The organism is Cellulophaga sp. 3_MG-2023, from assembly GCF_030546975.1.
GTDB lineage: Bacteria > Bacteroidota > Bacteroidia > Flavobacteriales > Flavobacteriaceae > Cellulophaga.
The window spans coordinates 149822-164388 of record NZ_JAUOPS010000001.1 but is presented as its reverse complement, the minus strand read 5'-3'; the positions used below and the strand labels follow the sequence as shown (position 1 = coordinate 164388).

Sequence of the window (14567 nt, the reverse complement as noted above, 5' to 3'; positions counted from 1 at the left end):
GCAATAATTTTGTACTAATAGAAAACCATAATAAGATGAAAAAAATAATAGTAACGCTATCAATTCTTTTTATAAGTTTTACATACAGCTGTAAAAATCAAAATAAAAAAGCGGAGGAAACAACTACTACAAATGCCACCGTAATTCCTGATAATAAGGAATCAAAATCATTAACAATTACATTGGAGCCTAAAAGTAACAGTAATGTCACTGGTAAAATTACCTTTACCCAAAGCAAAAATAAAGTGGCAATGGTTGCCAACCTTACTGGTTTAAAACAAGGTGAACATGCCATACATATTCACGAAAAAGCAGATTGCTCTTCTGAAGATGGTAAATCGGCAGGCGGACACTGGAATCCTACTTTTGAAAAACACGGAAAATGGGGTGATAAAGAAGGATACCATAAAGGAGATATAGGTAATTTTATTACAGATAAAAACGGTAATTCTGAAATTAAATTTAGCACCAATGAATGGTGTCTAGATTGTGAAGATCCCAAAAAAAATATTTTAGGAAAAGGAATAATAGTTCATGAAGGTGTAGACGATTTTACATCTCAGCCAAGTGGAGATGCTGGTACAAGAGTAAGTTGTGCCGGAATCATAGAATAAATTAAACAAACTTATACATTATAAAAAAGCTACACTTATGTAGCTTTTTTATATTATCTTACAACAGTAAATACAATATATGCAATTAGAAACCCTAGTAATACAATTTCAAAAGAAAGATCCCAAAGCTTTTGAAAAGCTATATAATATGTATGCTGAAAATATCTGTGGTGTTATAAATACAATTGTAAAAAACACAGACATCTCACAAGAAATTTGTCAAGACGTGTTTGTTAAAATTTGGAATAACTCAGACAAATACAACTCTTCTAAAGGCAGGTTTTTTACTTGGATTTTAAATATAGCTCGTAATGCTGCAATAGACGAAGTGCGTTCTAAATCCCACAAAAACAGCAAACAAAACCTATCTGCAGATTACTTCGTAAGTATACTTGAAGATGGTAATAATCTTGATAGTCAAATGGATGCTATTGGAATTAAAAAGTTTTTAGTAAACCTAAAAGACAAGTGCGTACAAATTATAGAAATGCTATACTTTAAAGGCTACACTCAAAAAGAAGCTTCAGAAGAATTAGATATTCCTTTGGGAACAATTAAGACAAGAAATAGAAGTTGCATATCGCAACTAAGAAAAAATGTATTAGACTAGGTATATGAATATTGAAGAATACATAGCATCGGGAAAATTAGAACTTTATGTTGCTGGGTTACTCTCTGAAGAGGAAAACCTGCAAATACATAAAGACGCAGAACAGTACCCGGAAATTAAAAAAGAAATAGAGGCCATAGAAGCGTCTATACTAGCACTTAGTAAATCTGCTTCGCCTAAAATAAATAGTGGTATGTTTACCTCTATTAAGCGTAAACTTAATTTTACAGAAGAGACTAAAGTTGTACAATTACCTAAACAAAAAACCAGCTGGGCAACTTATACTGGTTGGGCTGCTGCTGTGGTTTTATCTGCAGGTATGTTGTGGATGTACAACCAGAATAAAGATTTAGAGTCTAAGATCGAAATAGTTTCAAAAGAGAAAGTAGACTTAGAATCTAAAATTGACAATGCAAATAATTCTTTAACTGAAACACAAGATTTATTAAATACAATTAGAGATAAAGATATAGATGTTGTTGCTTTAGGAGGACAAACAGTTTCTCCAGAGTCATTTGCAAAAGCATATTGGAACAAAAAGGAACAAAAAGTATTTATAGATGCTAAAGGATTACCAGAGCCACCAGATGGTTTTGTTTACCAAGTGTGGTCTTTAAAACTTGATCCTTTAACACCAACTAGCTTAGGATTACTTGAAGATTTTAAGGGAGATGAAAATAAAATATTTGCTTTAGCAAATGCCAACAATTCAGAAGCCTTTGGTATTACCCTAGAACCCGCAGGTGGTAGCGAGTCTCCTACACTGGAGCAATTATACACTTTAGGTGTAGCCGCTAGTTCTTAAAAAAAATCACATATTAAATCAAAAAATCCTCTAGAAATAGAGGATTTTTTTATGCGTAAAACTTATAACAATAAAAAAAGCCCTGCGAACACAGGACTTTATATTTAACAAAACCAATAAATGTTAAACAAACATATTTTAATTCAGAATTTAAAAAACACTACTTGTGTATTTTAATCTGTTTTTCTTTTAATTTATGAGCGTTATTATACTCTACTTTTTTCAAAGACTTATGAGCCGAAAACAACTTGTAACAATAAAATGCCATTACGGCTATCCAAATAATAAAAAAATAATATTCCATAACAAATATGTTTTAATAGCAATAGTTCTTAAATAGTACTACTCCTATTTTTACTACATACGGAGTTTTAGGTTAAGTGGTTTTATTAAAACTGCATTTTTATTGTTTTAGTATATTAACATAAAAAAATCTTAAAATTACACTTCACTAAAAAGCACCGAAACCCAACCGTTTCAGTGCTTTAAGCAACAACCTACAACTAAACTCTACAAAAGTTGTACTTGTAAATATTTTATTACCTACCTATAAATTTGTTATTTTCTTCTCCATATTTGGCCCTAATTCATAAATGGCACCTGTTAATTCTGTCTTTAGCTCCTTTACCTTTTCTGTATCACCAGCAGCTTTGTATATTTCTGCTGCATTGTATAAAATATGTGGTTCAAACGTTTTACCATCTATGTGCTTTTTAATAATACTTACTGCGTTTGATACATCTCCTTTTTTGTAAAAACTATGTGCCAGTAACATATAGGATTCTGGTGTTTTTCTGTTACTAATCTCTTCTTTTGCAATTTCTAAAGCTTTGCCATACAAATCTGTATAGTCTAAATAAAAGTTAACATTATAGGCATTATACATAGCTCCGTAAGCAGGGTTTTTGACTGCTTTTATGTATCTATCCATATTTTTAAGCTTCTCTGTTTTGTTTTCTTGATATTCTGCTATTTCAGCTTTTAACAAGTAATAATCTGGAGTGTTATAATTTTTAGTAATTGCATTTAAAATACGTAATGCTTCTGTTGGGTTACGTTCATAAGAAAAAGCAATCCAAGCAATTCCTTTTTTAGCATATGCATTGTAAGGTTCTAATTCTAAAGATTTTAAATAATACTTGTAAGAGTCTTTAATTCTTCCGGCGTGCCCATAATAGTCTGCTATATTTGTATAAGACCATACTTTTAAATTAGTATTGTTAGACATTTCTGCCAACTGTTTCGCTTTTTCCATATAAACTATAGTAGCATCTAAATCTCCTTTATAGTCTTTCCATTTTGCTATTCTAATTAAATAACCAAAGCTGTTTTTATCTTTTAATGATAATAAATTTTCTTCTGCCTTTTTATATTCACCTAGTTCCATATATACATCAAACAAAAGGCTATGTGTTTGCGCTACTCCACTTCCCATTTTTTGGGCTGCTAATGCCATTTCTAAAGCTTCTTTAAACCTATGCTGAGAAATATAATTACGACCCAACGATCTGTAAAAATCTGCTTTATTAACTGCTGCAACATCTACGGCTCTTGTTAAACATTGTTCTGCCTTTTTAAGATATTCTATTTTACCCGTGTTTTTAAAGTACCTGTTGTACTCTTGTGCAACCATACCAAAACTGGCAATTTGCATACTGTCTGGCTTTATTTTTGAGTTCCATAACTCATATTGTCTTGATGTTGTTTTTTTTGCATCAACCTTTAAAAATGCATTATAATCTTTGGCATTTGTAATTGCTGAATTACCTTCTAAATTACAAGAAGCAAGCGTAATTAAAAGGGTAAATAAGGCTATATTTTTCATTTTATTAAATTTTGTAGAGTTAAATATAAGTTGAGAAAAGGGAGGTTAAACCTCCCTTTATGGCTATTGTAAATTAGTTTTCTGGAGTTCCTAAAAAAGGGAAATCTGTAGAAACTGTTGCTGTTAAGCTAACACCATCTGATGTTAAACGAGGTAAATCTGCCGTACCATCACCATCTGTATCTTGACCACTAAAACGGTCTCCTTCTGCTCCTCCAAAAAGTAATATTAAAGACACATCAATAACATCATCTGTTATTAGTCTTCCAGTTAAAGCAACTTCATCGCCATCTGGAACAAGAATTCTTCCATCACCATCATTATCTGTACCTGGATTAAAATATGTAGTTGGTAAGTTTGGAGCAACTTCTAATACATCTGCTGCTAAATAGCTAGTTAATGTTACTGCATCTAGACCTAAAATATTGTTCTCGTAGTTTACATCTGCAGGATCTGCTCCTAATAAATTGGCATAAACATCATGGTACTGCTCTAATCTAGCCTCAAAACCAGCCTGAAACATTGTACCCATTTCTGAAGGTACTGTAACATTTTGGGCATCTTTTACACTTGATTGCCCATCTATATCATAAGACAAAACAGTGTTAATACCTGGTCTACCCATATGGTCTACCTGTGTGTATGTACCAGAAAAATCTGTTGCCTCTGGCTCCATATTCATATCTCCGTTATCATCATCAGAACAAGACGCTATAGTTAATGCCGCCCCAAAAGCTAAGGCAAGATGTTTTATATTATATAATTTCATAATTGTAAGTTTTTAGTATTATTATTTTTTATTTGTAGTTACCCAAGTTTTGTACACTTCTAAACCTAGAGCATTTGTAGCGGTAGTGGTACCCAACATAGTATTAGGAACTTCTATAGCAATAGACATTGTATTGGCACCATTAAAAGTATCTGTAGCTTCATCTGAAGCCTTAAAACCTTCTGGAGCCATACCACCTATTACAGCATTAAACTGTGTAAAGTCAAAAAAGAAAGCATCTTGTCTTGGACCAGCAAATAACTTAACACCATTAGATAGTTCCTCTATAGTTGCTGTAGCACCAGATATAGCAACAGACCCTAAAGGAGCATTTACCATAACTTCTCCATTTAAACCAGTAGAAGAAGGCTCTACAGGACCAAAAAAGTACATTTTACCATCTCTAGGTATTGCTTGTATTACCAAATCTTCTACCAAATCACCATCTCTATCAATATTTATTTCAGTTAATACACCTTCATCAAAAGAACCATAAGCTAAATCTGGTAAAACGTTAGTTTGTAGATCAACAACAAATACTGTATTGTCTGAACCAGTTGTTGGTTCAAAAGCATAAAAATCTGCAATATCTGCAGTTTGTCCTGTAGTAGAAGGCGCATCAATATGATCTGCCGCTACTAAAACTACACCCACTATTGCTAGTAAGCATACAACTAATAAATTTCTGTTTTTTCTCATTGTAGTATGTTTTAATTATAAATTCACCCCTACTTACGGAGCTTTAAAAAGTAGGGTTTGGTTTTTAATTGTTAAAATTTTGTTAAACAGAAATAAAGCATATATTGCATCTATACAATATATAGTTTAGCAAAAAATTAAGTTATGAACCCGTCTGCTTCTGGTTGGATAGATAAGTTTGGACAAGTAGTTACTAATAGTAATGTTGTCTACACTAATTTTAATGACTTATACCGTAGTCTTTGTACTACAGGTTTTATATATGGAATTCACGTAAAATGGCTACAATTCATTCCAATTACACATACCCCTACAGAAGATGAAAATGCAAAAGCTAATCTAATTTCTGCCCTATATTTTACATATATATTAGAATATAAAGATTATAATTACGCTAATTTCATAAAAAAAACAACTCATTTTTATGAAGCTTTAGATGTAAACTCTAGCTTTTTTGATACGATTTTTACAGGATCTAAAGCAAGTAATAAATTAGAAGCTATTTTAAAATCTAGAGTATTTTTAGAGGAAAATTTAATTAATAAAACATTTGGAAGCTCTGTTACCAACACCTTACTTTTTGTTGATGTTTTACTTTTTAAGCGTTTTTTAACTGATGAAAAAGGCATAAAAAAATATGCAGAAGAGATAGAATATATCTTAATAAATCTTGTACATCACACCTTAAATTCTAAACAACAGCAAAAATATGATGAGCGTTTAAGTTATTTATTTATTGCTTCATTATCATTTTTACCAGATGATTATCATCATTTTGATGCACATTACAGAGCGTGTTTAATTGATAAATTTACACCAGAAGTATATCAATATTTAATGGATATTGTATGCGTTACAGCATGGGAAGATTTAACTTTAGACTACCAAGAATCTGAGTTTGTTTTTAGCATTGCAAACGACCTAAATTTAGAACGAAAAAAGGTTAAAAAATCTATTAAAAAAGTAGCTGTTTTTTTTAAAGAAAACGCAAAGGAAATTCCGTATTTAAAGGATCATAATTTAGCCGAAAAATTTTATAATAATACCTCTAAATTTGCTAACAAATTAATACTAAGAAATAGCAAAAGGTTACAAAAAGAATTAGCTGAAAGTAAAGAATTGGTTACGTTAATATCTAAATCTACCATTACAAATTTAAGTGTGGAAGAGAAGAGAAAAGTACAAAACCAACTGCTAGATATTTTTAAGAGTATACCTTCTTTAGCTATTTTTATGTTACCAGGAGGAGCTATATTGCTTCCTATTTTTATAAAATTAATTCCTAAATTACTACCATCTTCTTTTGATGAAAACAGGATTGAAGAATAAGCCTAAATTGCATAAAAAAACCTAGCATAGATAAATCTTATACTAGGTTTTTTTATGTACTAATAAATTTAATACCAATATTTTAAAAAGGTTTACTCTAACCACAACTTAAAGTCTTTTACTTTTTCTCTACTTACTATAATTTCAGAATCATTATACTTATTTAATACCAGTTGAAGTCTAGAATTTGTGTAAGATACAATATCTTTTATATAGTTTACATTTACATAGAACTTACGACTAACCCTAAAAAAGTTTTTAGGTTCTAACTCAGATTCTAAATTTTCTAAAGTAATGTCTAGCAAATAATTTCTACCATCTGCAGTTGCTGCGTATGTACCTTTGTTCTCACTAAAAAAACATTCAATATCATCTGCGTTTATAATTTTTATATGCTGCCCTACTTTAACAGTAAATCGTTTTTTATACTCGCGTTCTATTGGGTTTACTAGTAGCTTTTTTATGTCTTCAAAATCTACCGATATTTTTGCGTTAGAAGCGGTCATATTTTTATACTTATTTACAGCAACTTCTAGCTCTTCATCATCTATTGGTTTAAGTAAATAATCTATGCTATTTAATTTAAAAGCTTGCAGTGCATATTCGTCATAAGCAGTGGTAAAAATAATAGCACTTTTTACATCTACCTGTTCAAAAATTTCAAAAGATAAACCGTCTGATAATTGTATGTCTAAAAAAATTAAATCTGGGTGCTTATTCTCATTAAACCAAATTATAGATTCTTCAACCGAGTGCAACATAGTAGAAACTGTTACATCTAATTCTGCAAGTAATCTACTTAGTCTTCTTGCTGCTGGTTTTTCATCTTCAATAATAATTACATTCATTAGTTTGGTTATTTAGTTGTTGTTGGCAAAATAGAAAAAATCAATTTAATACTCCTATGCTATTTTATAAATTAAGGTTCTGTAATTTAAAACTACATGTATTTTACATCGTCATCCTGTTCCATATATTTTTCAATTTGTCTTTGTTCCCAATTTTTAAAAAACTGAAACTTATCTTTAAAAACATATAGTCCGTGGCAGGTTAACCCAAACAGCCAAAGTAATGGCATTACTGTCATATTAACATCTATCCAAACGGTTATGTTTTTTCCTACAGAAACAGAATCAAAAGAGAAGATATCAAACAGCTTAAATCTAATAATTAATACCACAATATTTACCACTAAAAACCAACCTAAATGATTGTAAAAATCTTTAATTTCTTTTACTTTTTTCTCTGCTCTTTCTAACTTACTTAATGGTGCTTTTTTCATCTTATTTCTTTTTTAAAAAGTCATCTGACTCCCTTTTTTCTTTTTCCATATACTTTTCAATCTGACGCTTTTCCCAATCTTTACTAAAAAATGGTAATGAGCCGTGAACTTTAGAGTAATGTGCTACTAAACCTATTCCCCAAAAAAATGGTGTAAAATATGTACCTATATTTAAAAATCCGTTCCAACCAGAACTAAAAATAACACTACCTACAATAAACAGGTTTACTAAAATAAACACCGTTAAATGAATGTAAAACCCTTTTAGTTCCTTTATTTTTTCTTTAGCTCTTTCTAGCTTTTCGTTTCTATATTGTTGATTATAATCTTCCATTACCTCCATTTTTTGTTGGTTTCTTCTTCCTCTTTCATTAATTGGTTAATTTTCTTTTGTTCCCAATCTTTACCCATAAAAGGGAAAATATTAAAAGCTTTAACCGCCTTAAATACAAGGCTAATACTTAAACCTAATACAACCCACAAAAACCAAGGATTACTAAATTCGTTAACATAATAGTTAATTGCAGCTACTACAGCTACAGTAAAAGCAGATGATATTACTTTGTTGTAAAACTCTTTTTCTTTCTTTACACGCTCTTTGGCTCTTGTGTATTTATCTTCGTTAGTATTAATCTCCATAGTTGTATTTTTAGTTGGTTAGTTATTTCTCTTAAAATTTATCGTCTTCCATATACTCTTTAATCTTGCGGTTTTCCCAGTTTCTACCAAATAAAGGGTTATAACCAAAGGCTTCCATACCGTGAGCTGCTAAACCTAACCCCCAACCAAAGGCAGGGAATACCGACCAAGGAAAATCTGTTGTTTGGTAGTTTAACCATATTAGAAACGGAATTACAAAACAGTATGATACTAAGTTGTATGTAAATCCTTTTATTTTTTCTACTCTCTCTTTTGCTCTTTGATAGCGTTTTTCGTCTAAATGTACTTTTTGTGTTTCCATAGTTGATACTTGTTTGGTTAAGATTGGCAAGTGCACACTAAATTCTGTTGCGTCTTTGTTGATGATTACTGTTCTGTCTGTTAACATTTGGTAGCGTTGGTGTATATTTTTAAGTCCTACTCCACTACTCTTTTTAACTACTTTTTTCTCTTGTAAATTATTACTCACAATTAGCATACTATCTACTTCTTCAACCTTTAGGTGCAAAGGCTTGTTAGACGATACTATGTTGTGCTTTACCGCATTCTCTAACAATAATTGTAGTGATAATGGTATTATTTTGGCATCTGGATTACTACTTTTTTCTGGTACATCAAAAACAATACTATCCTCAAACCTCATTTTTAGTAAGCGTATGTATGTTTTTGCAAATTTTAACTCCTCGTCTACTGTAACCAAATCTTTATTCTTCTGTTCTAAAACATATCTATATACTTTAGATAATGATGTGGTAAACTTTTGTGCCTGGAACGGGTCTTCTTCTATTAAACTAGTTAACACATTTAAGCTATTGAATAAAAAATGTGGATCTAACTGATTTTTTAAAGCATCAAACTTTGCAGATGCTGTACCTGCTATAATTTTTTGCTCTTTTATTTTAGAGTCTTGTATATACTTATAAAAATAATAAGCATGTAATGCTAAAGAAACCACTATAGATATTAGTATAGCAATCATATACGGAGATAACGTTTGGCTGTTTACATACTGCTCTACACTATTACCAAAAAGTACAATAGCTATTATAAACTTTACAATTGCAAAGGCAATAAGTGTTAGTACTACAGACCCCAATGCACCAAGCCATAGTCTTTTTTTAGGTTGCTCTTCCCAGCTATAAATACTAGATATATACTGAAAATAATAAGAGTTTACACAACTTAAAACAAATGAATACAAAAAACCAATGGCCACACTACGTAATGTATTGGTTAAAGAAAAGCCGTTACTAATAGTACCCAACACATTTATAATTGTTAGTACAATTGTAATGTAAATACTTATTTTTAATATTTTTTTAATATTGAACATTTTAAAATCTGATTTGGCTCTAATTTACTAAATAATTACTGTTCTTATCTGTTACAAAGTTGAGGCATTAGTTACTTTACTCAAATAATTTAGAACCCAATTGTAAATATTTACAGATGAGTTGTAAAAAATTAATGCAATCCTGTAGTTTAAGGTGTAAAACCAATAGTTTTTAAGAGCATAAAGCAAAACAATCTACTATCTTTGCTACCAGAGAAGCAATTACAATGAAAGAAGTACAGGCTACCAGAATTAACAAATACCTAAGTGAAGTTGGTTATTGTTCTCGCCGAGCGGCAGACAAACTTATAGACCAAGGACGTGTAACCATCAATGGAAAAATACCAGAAATGGGCACCAAAATAGTTCCTACAGATGAAGTACGCGTAGATGGCGAATTAATATCTGAGTCTAAAGAAGATTTTGTATACCTAGCATTTAACAAACCCGTTGGCATTGTATGTACTACAGATACACGTGTAGAAAAAGACAATATTATAGACTACATAAATTACCCTAAACGTATTTTTCCTATTGGTAGATTAGATAAACCTAGTGAAGGTTTAATTTTTTTAACTAATGATGGTGATATAGTAAACAAAATCCTGCGTGCTAGAAATCATCACGAAAAAGAATACATTGTTAAAGTAGACAATATTATTACAGATGATTTTATACACCAAATGAGTAATGGTATCCCTATTTTAGATACCATTACCAGAAAATGTAAAGTAGAAAAATTAAGTAAATACGAGTTTAAAATTATACTTACTCAAGGTTTAAACAGACAAATTAGAAGAATGACGGAGTATTTAGGATACAACGTTGTAAAACTAAAACGTGTACGTATTATGAATATTTCTTTAGATATGCCAGTTGGTACTTACCGTGAGTTTACAAAAGAAGAGCTCAAAGAAATAAACAGGTTAGTATCTACTTCTACAAAAACATATAAAAATGAGTAAAAAATTTATAGTAGCGCTAGTTTTTGCATTTGTAACAAATACAGTTATTAGTCAGGCAGTAAAAGCAATGACTTATAATATAAAGTATGATAATACTAGAGACACTATAAATAATTGGAACTACCGAAAAGATAAAATGGTAGATTTAATACAACATTATAATCCTTCTTTTTTAGGTATACAGGAGGGTTTACATAACCAGGTTAACTACCTAAACATTAATTTACCTAAGTATAACTATATAGGTGTTGGCAGAGATGATGGCAAAGAAAAAGGAGAATACAGTGCTATTTATTATAATAATGACTTTAAGCTTATAACTTCAAATACATTTTGGCTATCTACAACACCTAATAAAATATCTGTTGGTTGGGATGCCGCAATGGAACGTATTTGTACGTACGGTCTATTTCAACATAAGAAAACAAAACAGTATTTCTGGGTTTTTAATGCACATTTTGACCATATTGGTGTAGAAGCCCGTAAAAATTCTGCTAAGTTAATTGTAGAAAAAATTAAGACCCTAAACACAAAAAACTACCCAGTTATTATAATGGGAGATTTTAATGTAACTCCTACTACAGAAGCCATTACTACAATTACAAACTACATACCAGATAGTTACAGCATAAGTAAAACAGCTCCATACGGTCCTAAAGGAACTTTTAATGGATTTACAGATCATATCTTAACAAAGAGAATAGATTATATTTTTGCAAAACACTTAAATGTATTGTCTGTAACAATTATAGATGATAGGTTAGATAATAACAAACATATATCAGACCATTTACCCGTATTAGCAACAGTAATAAAAGAATAAAAATGTATATACCGCCAAGCTACCAAAACAATAACACAGAAGAAGTTAAAACCTTTATTAAAAACAATAGTTTTGGCATACTAGTTAACCAAACTAACGGTAAACCTTGGGCTACACACATACCGTTAGAGTTGCAAACAAAAAACGGAAAAGATATACTTGTAGGTCATATTGCAAAAGCTAATCCGCAATGGCATAATTTTAAAGAAACACCAGAAGTACTTTGTATTTTTAATGGACCGCATAGCTATGTATCATCATCCTGGTATAAAGATGAAGAGGTACCCACTTGGAACTATATTGCTGTACACGTTTACGGCAAAATTACCATTGTAGACCAAGACTCCGCTATGGAAGGATTACATAATTTGGTTGATAAGTATGAACAAGCATCAGAATGTCCGTTACATTTAGACAACCTATCTAAAGGCACATTAGCACAAGTAAAAGGTATTGTTGCTTTTGAGATTGAAATTACAGACATACAAGCTACCTACAAACTCTCGCAAACACGAGAGGAAGACAAACCAAAAATAATTGAAGAGTTAGAAAAAAGAGACCCAAGCGCTAAAGAAATTGCAAAACATATGAAAAAATAACACAGTTGTTTATTGTTAATCAAGTAAGTACTGCTTTATTTTGTATTTTTAAGTATGATAATCATTAACCGCCAACCTTTATTATTTAAACTCTTAGTATTTGTTTTTTTAGCAACACAAACTATGTCTTGCGCTAGTGATTCTAATAATGACAGCAACGAACCTAATGAAGACCCAAAAGCTATAGAACCAATTGTTTTTACTGCTATTGGGGATGTTCCTTATAATGACTTTCAAAGAGATTCTATACCCAAAGTAATTGCGGCACACAATGCAAGGGCTAAATCTAGTTTTGTAATTCACGTTGGAGATATAAAACCAGGAGCAGATGCTTGCACAGAAGATGTGTATGTAGACGTAAGCAATCTTTTAAAGCAATTTACCGCCCCTACTTTTATTGTTTTGGGTGATAATGAATATAATGACTGTACAAACCCAGAAGAAGGGTTAGCGTTTTGGAACAAGCACTTTTTAAAATTGAATACAAATTGGACTTTTAGCCCTAAAATTAGTTACCAAACAGAACGTCCAGAAAACTTTAGTTGGATACAAAATAAAGTACTATTCTTAGGTATTAATATTGTTGGCAGTAGTGTACATAATATCACCGAGTGGGAAACCAGATTAACAGATAATGCCAATTGGGTACAACAACACCTACAAGCAGAAAAAGACAATGTAAACGCCGTAGTTGTATTTGGACACGCAAATATTACAGAAGGTGATGCCACCAAGTTTAATACTTTTACCAATACTTTTAGAAGCAGTGCTGCTGCTTTTAATAAACCTGTGCTTTATTTACAAGGAGACGGACACGTTTGGTTTACCAACAAACCTTGGCCAGAAAAAAATATTACACGTGTACAAATAGATGGCGGACACAGAGCTGTAGAAGTAACCGTAGATCCAAACAAAAGTAATCCGTTTAGTTACAACCGCACTTTTTTAGACTAATTAATAGGTCTCATTTTCCTCCCCACAACACCTGTTTTTTATTTCATAGCATTACGCAACACTTTTAAAACTTTCTACTTTAAAGTTTATTCTCTCTATTCTCTACATTCTATTATTCATATTTCATCAATTAAAGCAAGCAATCTACAACTCAGCTTAAAAAAACTACAGTTGGGTTTATTGTATTTTAAAAAATTAAACTAGTACAGCATCTTTGTATCATAATCAACTTAAAAACAAAATATTATGAAAACTATAGCCTTATTATTCGGATTATTTTTAATAACAATTACTTCAAATGCTCAGGCAGAAACAGAAGCAAAAACATTTACAATTACTATTACCATAGATAATGTTTTAAATGATGACGGAACAGTTATGGCTGGCTTGCACACATCAGAGACTTTTATGAGAGGTATGGGCTTACAAAACAAAATTACAACTATAGAAGATGGTAAAGTAACCATTGTTTTTAAAGATATTGTAGCAGGAGAATATGCTATTTTAGCAATGCACGATGAAAATAACAACAAACAAATGGACAGAGAAGCTAATGGTATGCCTAAAGAAAGCTACTGTATTTCTGGATCATCAACACCTTATGGCCCACCAAGCTTTGCAGAAGCTAAATTTATGGTAGAAGACAAAGATTTAAAATTTGCACTAAGATTTTAATAACAGTAAATAAAAGTAAAAAAAAGGAGATAAAGCTATGCTTTATCTCCTTTTTAAATAGAACAATTTGGTTACAATCATCTATTCTTCTAACCAAGCATTCATCATCCAAATTGTTTTTTCTTGTTCAGCAATAAAATCGCTCATTAAAGAGTTTGTTCCTTCATCATTAGCATCATCAGAAAGGTCTAATAAATCGCGCTCTATAACTAGTAATTCTTTTAAAGAATTTACAATTAATTTTATAGCTTCTACATCTATAGATATGTTTTTACCTACTGGTAATTTAGAAACCGACATATAATCTTCAAAAGTGTGCAAAGGCTTACCTCCTAAGGTTAAAATACGCTCTGCAATCATATCTACTTTTTCATTTGCGTCTGTGTACAACTCTTCAAACTTAATATGTAAATCAAAAAAACGTCTACCTCTAATATTCCAATGAACACCTCTTAAATTTTGGTAATAAACCTGGAAACTAGATAATAAAACATTTAATTTACTGTTTAGCTCTTTAGCTTTTTCTACTTCTAATCCTATACTGTTTAATTCCATAACATTTATCTTTTTTGTGATACAACAAAGTTAGTTAGTATTTACTATTTTTGGGGATGATTAAAATCAT

18 protein-coding genes are annotated in these 14567 nt (G+C 30.9%); 9 read left to right on the top strand and 9 right to left on the bottom strand.

Annotation, left to right across the window (positions count from 1 at the left end; genetic code table 11):
- Positions 1 to 35: 35 nt before the first annotated feature.
- The 3 genes from Q4487_RS00600 (at position 36) to Q4487_RS00590 (ending at position 2029) form a co-directional block, all read left to right on the top strand.
- Positions 36 to 614, top strand: coding sequence for a superoxide dismutase family protein (locus Q4487_RS00600; protein ID WP_303543893.1), 579 nt, complete (start codon positions 36 to 38; stop codon positions 612 to 614).
- Between the two features lie 79 nt (positions 615 to 693).
- Positions 694 to 1224: an RNA polymerase sigma factor gene (locus Q4487_RS00595; RefSeq protein WP_100896338.1), complete on the top strand. Its 531-nt coding sequence runs from the start codon at positions 694 to 696 to the stop codon at positions 1222 to 1224.
- Between the two features lie 4 nt (positions 1225 to 1228).
- Positions 1229 to 2029, top strand: a complete 801-nt coding sequence (locus Q4487_RS00590) for an anti-sigma factor (protein WP_303543891.1) — start codon at positions 1229 to 1231, stop codon at positions 2027 to 2029.
- Between the two features lie 547 nt (positions 2030 to 2576).
- Here the strand turns inward: Q4487_RS00590 and Q4487_RS00585 are convergent.
- From Q4487_RS00585 to Q4487_RS17030, 3 genes are all read right to left on the bottom strand, one after another.
- Positions 2577 to 3854: a lipopolysaccharide assembly protein LapB gene (locus tag Q4487_RS00585; RefSeq protein ID WP_303543888.1), complete on the bottom strand. Its 1278-nt coding sequence runs from the start codon at positions 3852 to 3854 to the stop codon at positions 2577 to 2579.
- Between the two features lie 73 nt (positions 3855 to 3927).
- The gene (locus tag Q4487_RS17035) at positions 3928 to 4623 is read right to left on the bottom strand and encodes a hypothetical protein (protein ID WP_336622674.1); all 696 of its coding nucleotides are present in this window, start codon (positions 4621 to 4623) and stop codon (positions 3928 to 3930) included.
- Between the two features lie 21 nt (positions 4624 to 4644).
- Positions 4645 to 5322 (bottom strand): DUF4331 family protein, encoded by a 678-nt coding sequence (locus tag Q4487_RS17030; RefSeq protein ID WP_336622673.1) that lies wholly within the window; start codon positions 5320 to 5322, stop codon positions 4645 to 4647.
- Between the two features lie 144 nt (positions 5323 to 5466).
- Between Q4487_RS17030 and Q4487_RS00575 the strand changes: the two genes are divergently transcribed.
- Positions 5467 to 6651 (top strand): LETM1-related biofilm-associated protein, encoded by a 1185-nt coding sequence (locus Q4487_RS00575; RefSeq protein WP_303543886.1) that lies wholly within the window; start codon positions 5467 to 5469, stop codon positions 6649 to 6651.
- A gap of 92 nt (positions 6652 to 6743) precedes the next feature.
- Here Q4487_RS00575 and Q4487_RS00570 read toward each other — a convergent pair whose 3' ends face one another.
- The 5 genes from Q4487_RS00570 to Q4487_RS00550 all read right to left on the bottom strand — a co-directional run bounded on the left by Q4487_RS00570 (position 6744) and on the right by Q4487_RS00550 (position 9926).
- On the bottom strand, positions 6744 to 7499 hold the full coding sequence (locus Q4487_RS00570; RefSeq protein ID WP_100896344.1) for a LytTR family DNA-binding domain-containing protein: 756 nt from the start codon (positions 7497 to 7499) through the stop codon (positions 6744 to 6746).
- A gap of 92 nt (positions 7500 to 7591) precedes the next feature.
- Entirely contained in the window at positions 7592 to 7933 is a 342-nt protein-coding gene (locus Q4487_RS00565) for a 2TM domain-containing protein (protein WP_100896345.1), read from the bottom strand.
- Between the two features lies 1 nt (position 7934).
- On the bottom strand, positions 7935 to 8267 hold the full coding sequence (locus Q4487_RS00560; RefSeq protein ID WP_100896877.1) for a 2TM domain-containing protein: 333 nt from the start codon (positions 8265 to 8267) through the stop codon (positions 7935 to 7937).
- Entirely contained in the window at positions 8267 to 8572 is a 306-nt protein-coding gene (locus Q4487_RS00555) for a 2TM domain-containing protein (RefSeq protein WP_100896346.1), read from the bottom strand. The genes Q4487_RS00560 and Q4487_RS00555 overlap by 1 nt, the downstream gene beginning before the upstream one ends.
- Before the next feature lie 31 nt (positions 8573 to 8603).
- Complete coding sequence (locus Q4487_RS00550; RefSeq protein ID WP_100896347.1) at positions 8604 to 9926, bottom strand: 2TM domain-containing protein; 1323 nt, start codon at positions 9924 to 9926, stop codon at positions 8604 to 8606.
- Between the two features lie 227 nt (positions 9927 to 10153).
- On the opposite strand from Q4487_RS00550, the gene rluF reads away from it, so the two are divergent.
- The 5 genes from rluF to Q4487_RS00525 all read left to right on the top strand — a co-directional run bounded on the left by rluF (position 10154) and on the right by Q4487_RS00525 (position 13942).
- Complete coding sequence (gene rluF, locus Q4487_RS00545; RefSeq protein ID WP_303543881.1) at positions 10154 to 10891, top strand: 23S rRNA pseudouridine(2604) synthase RluF; 738 nt, start codon at positions 10154 to 10156, stop codon at positions 10889 to 10891.
- Positions 10884 to 11714 (top strand): endonuclease/exonuclease/phosphatase family protein, encoded by an 831-nt coding sequence (locus Q4487_RS00540; protein ID WP_303543879.1) that lies wholly within the window; start codon positions 10884 to 10886, stop codon positions 11712 to 11714. The genes rluF and Q4487_RS00540 overlap by 8 nt, the downstream gene beginning before the upstream one ends.
- Before the next feature lie 2 nt (positions 11715 to 11716).
- The gene (locus Q4487_RS00535; RefSeq protein ID WP_303543877.1) at positions 11717 to 12313 is read left to right on the top strand and encodes an FMN-binding negative transcriptional regulator; all 597 of its coding nucleotides are present in this window, start codon (positions 11717 to 11719) and stop codon (positions 12311 to 12313) included.
- Between the two features lie 123 nt (positions 12314 to 12436).
- The gene (locus tag Q4487_RS00530; protein ID WP_303543875.1) at positions 12437 to 13267 is read left to right on the top strand and encodes a metallophosphoesterase; all 831 of its coding nucleotides are present in this window, start codon (positions 12437 to 12439) and stop codon (positions 13265 to 13267) included.
- Between the two features lie 246 nt (positions 13268 to 13513).
- Positions 13514 to 13942 carry a DUF2141 domain-containing protein gene (locus Q4487_RS00525; RefSeq protein WP_303543873.1) on the top strand — a complete coding sequence of 143 codons (429 nt, stop codon included), beginning with the start codon at positions 13514 to 13516 and terminating at the stop codon, positions 13940 to 13942.
- Positions 13943 to 14023: 81 nt separating this feature from the next.
- Here the strand turns inward: Q4487_RS00525 and Q4487_RS00520 are convergent, their stop codons facing one another.
- Positions 14024 to 14497 (bottom strand): Dps family protein, encoded by a 474-nt coding sequence (locus Q4487_RS00520; protein ID WP_303543872.1) that lies wholly within the window; start codon positions 14495 to 14497, stop codon positions 14024 to 14026.
- Positions 14498 to 14567: the final 70 nt, after the last annotated feature.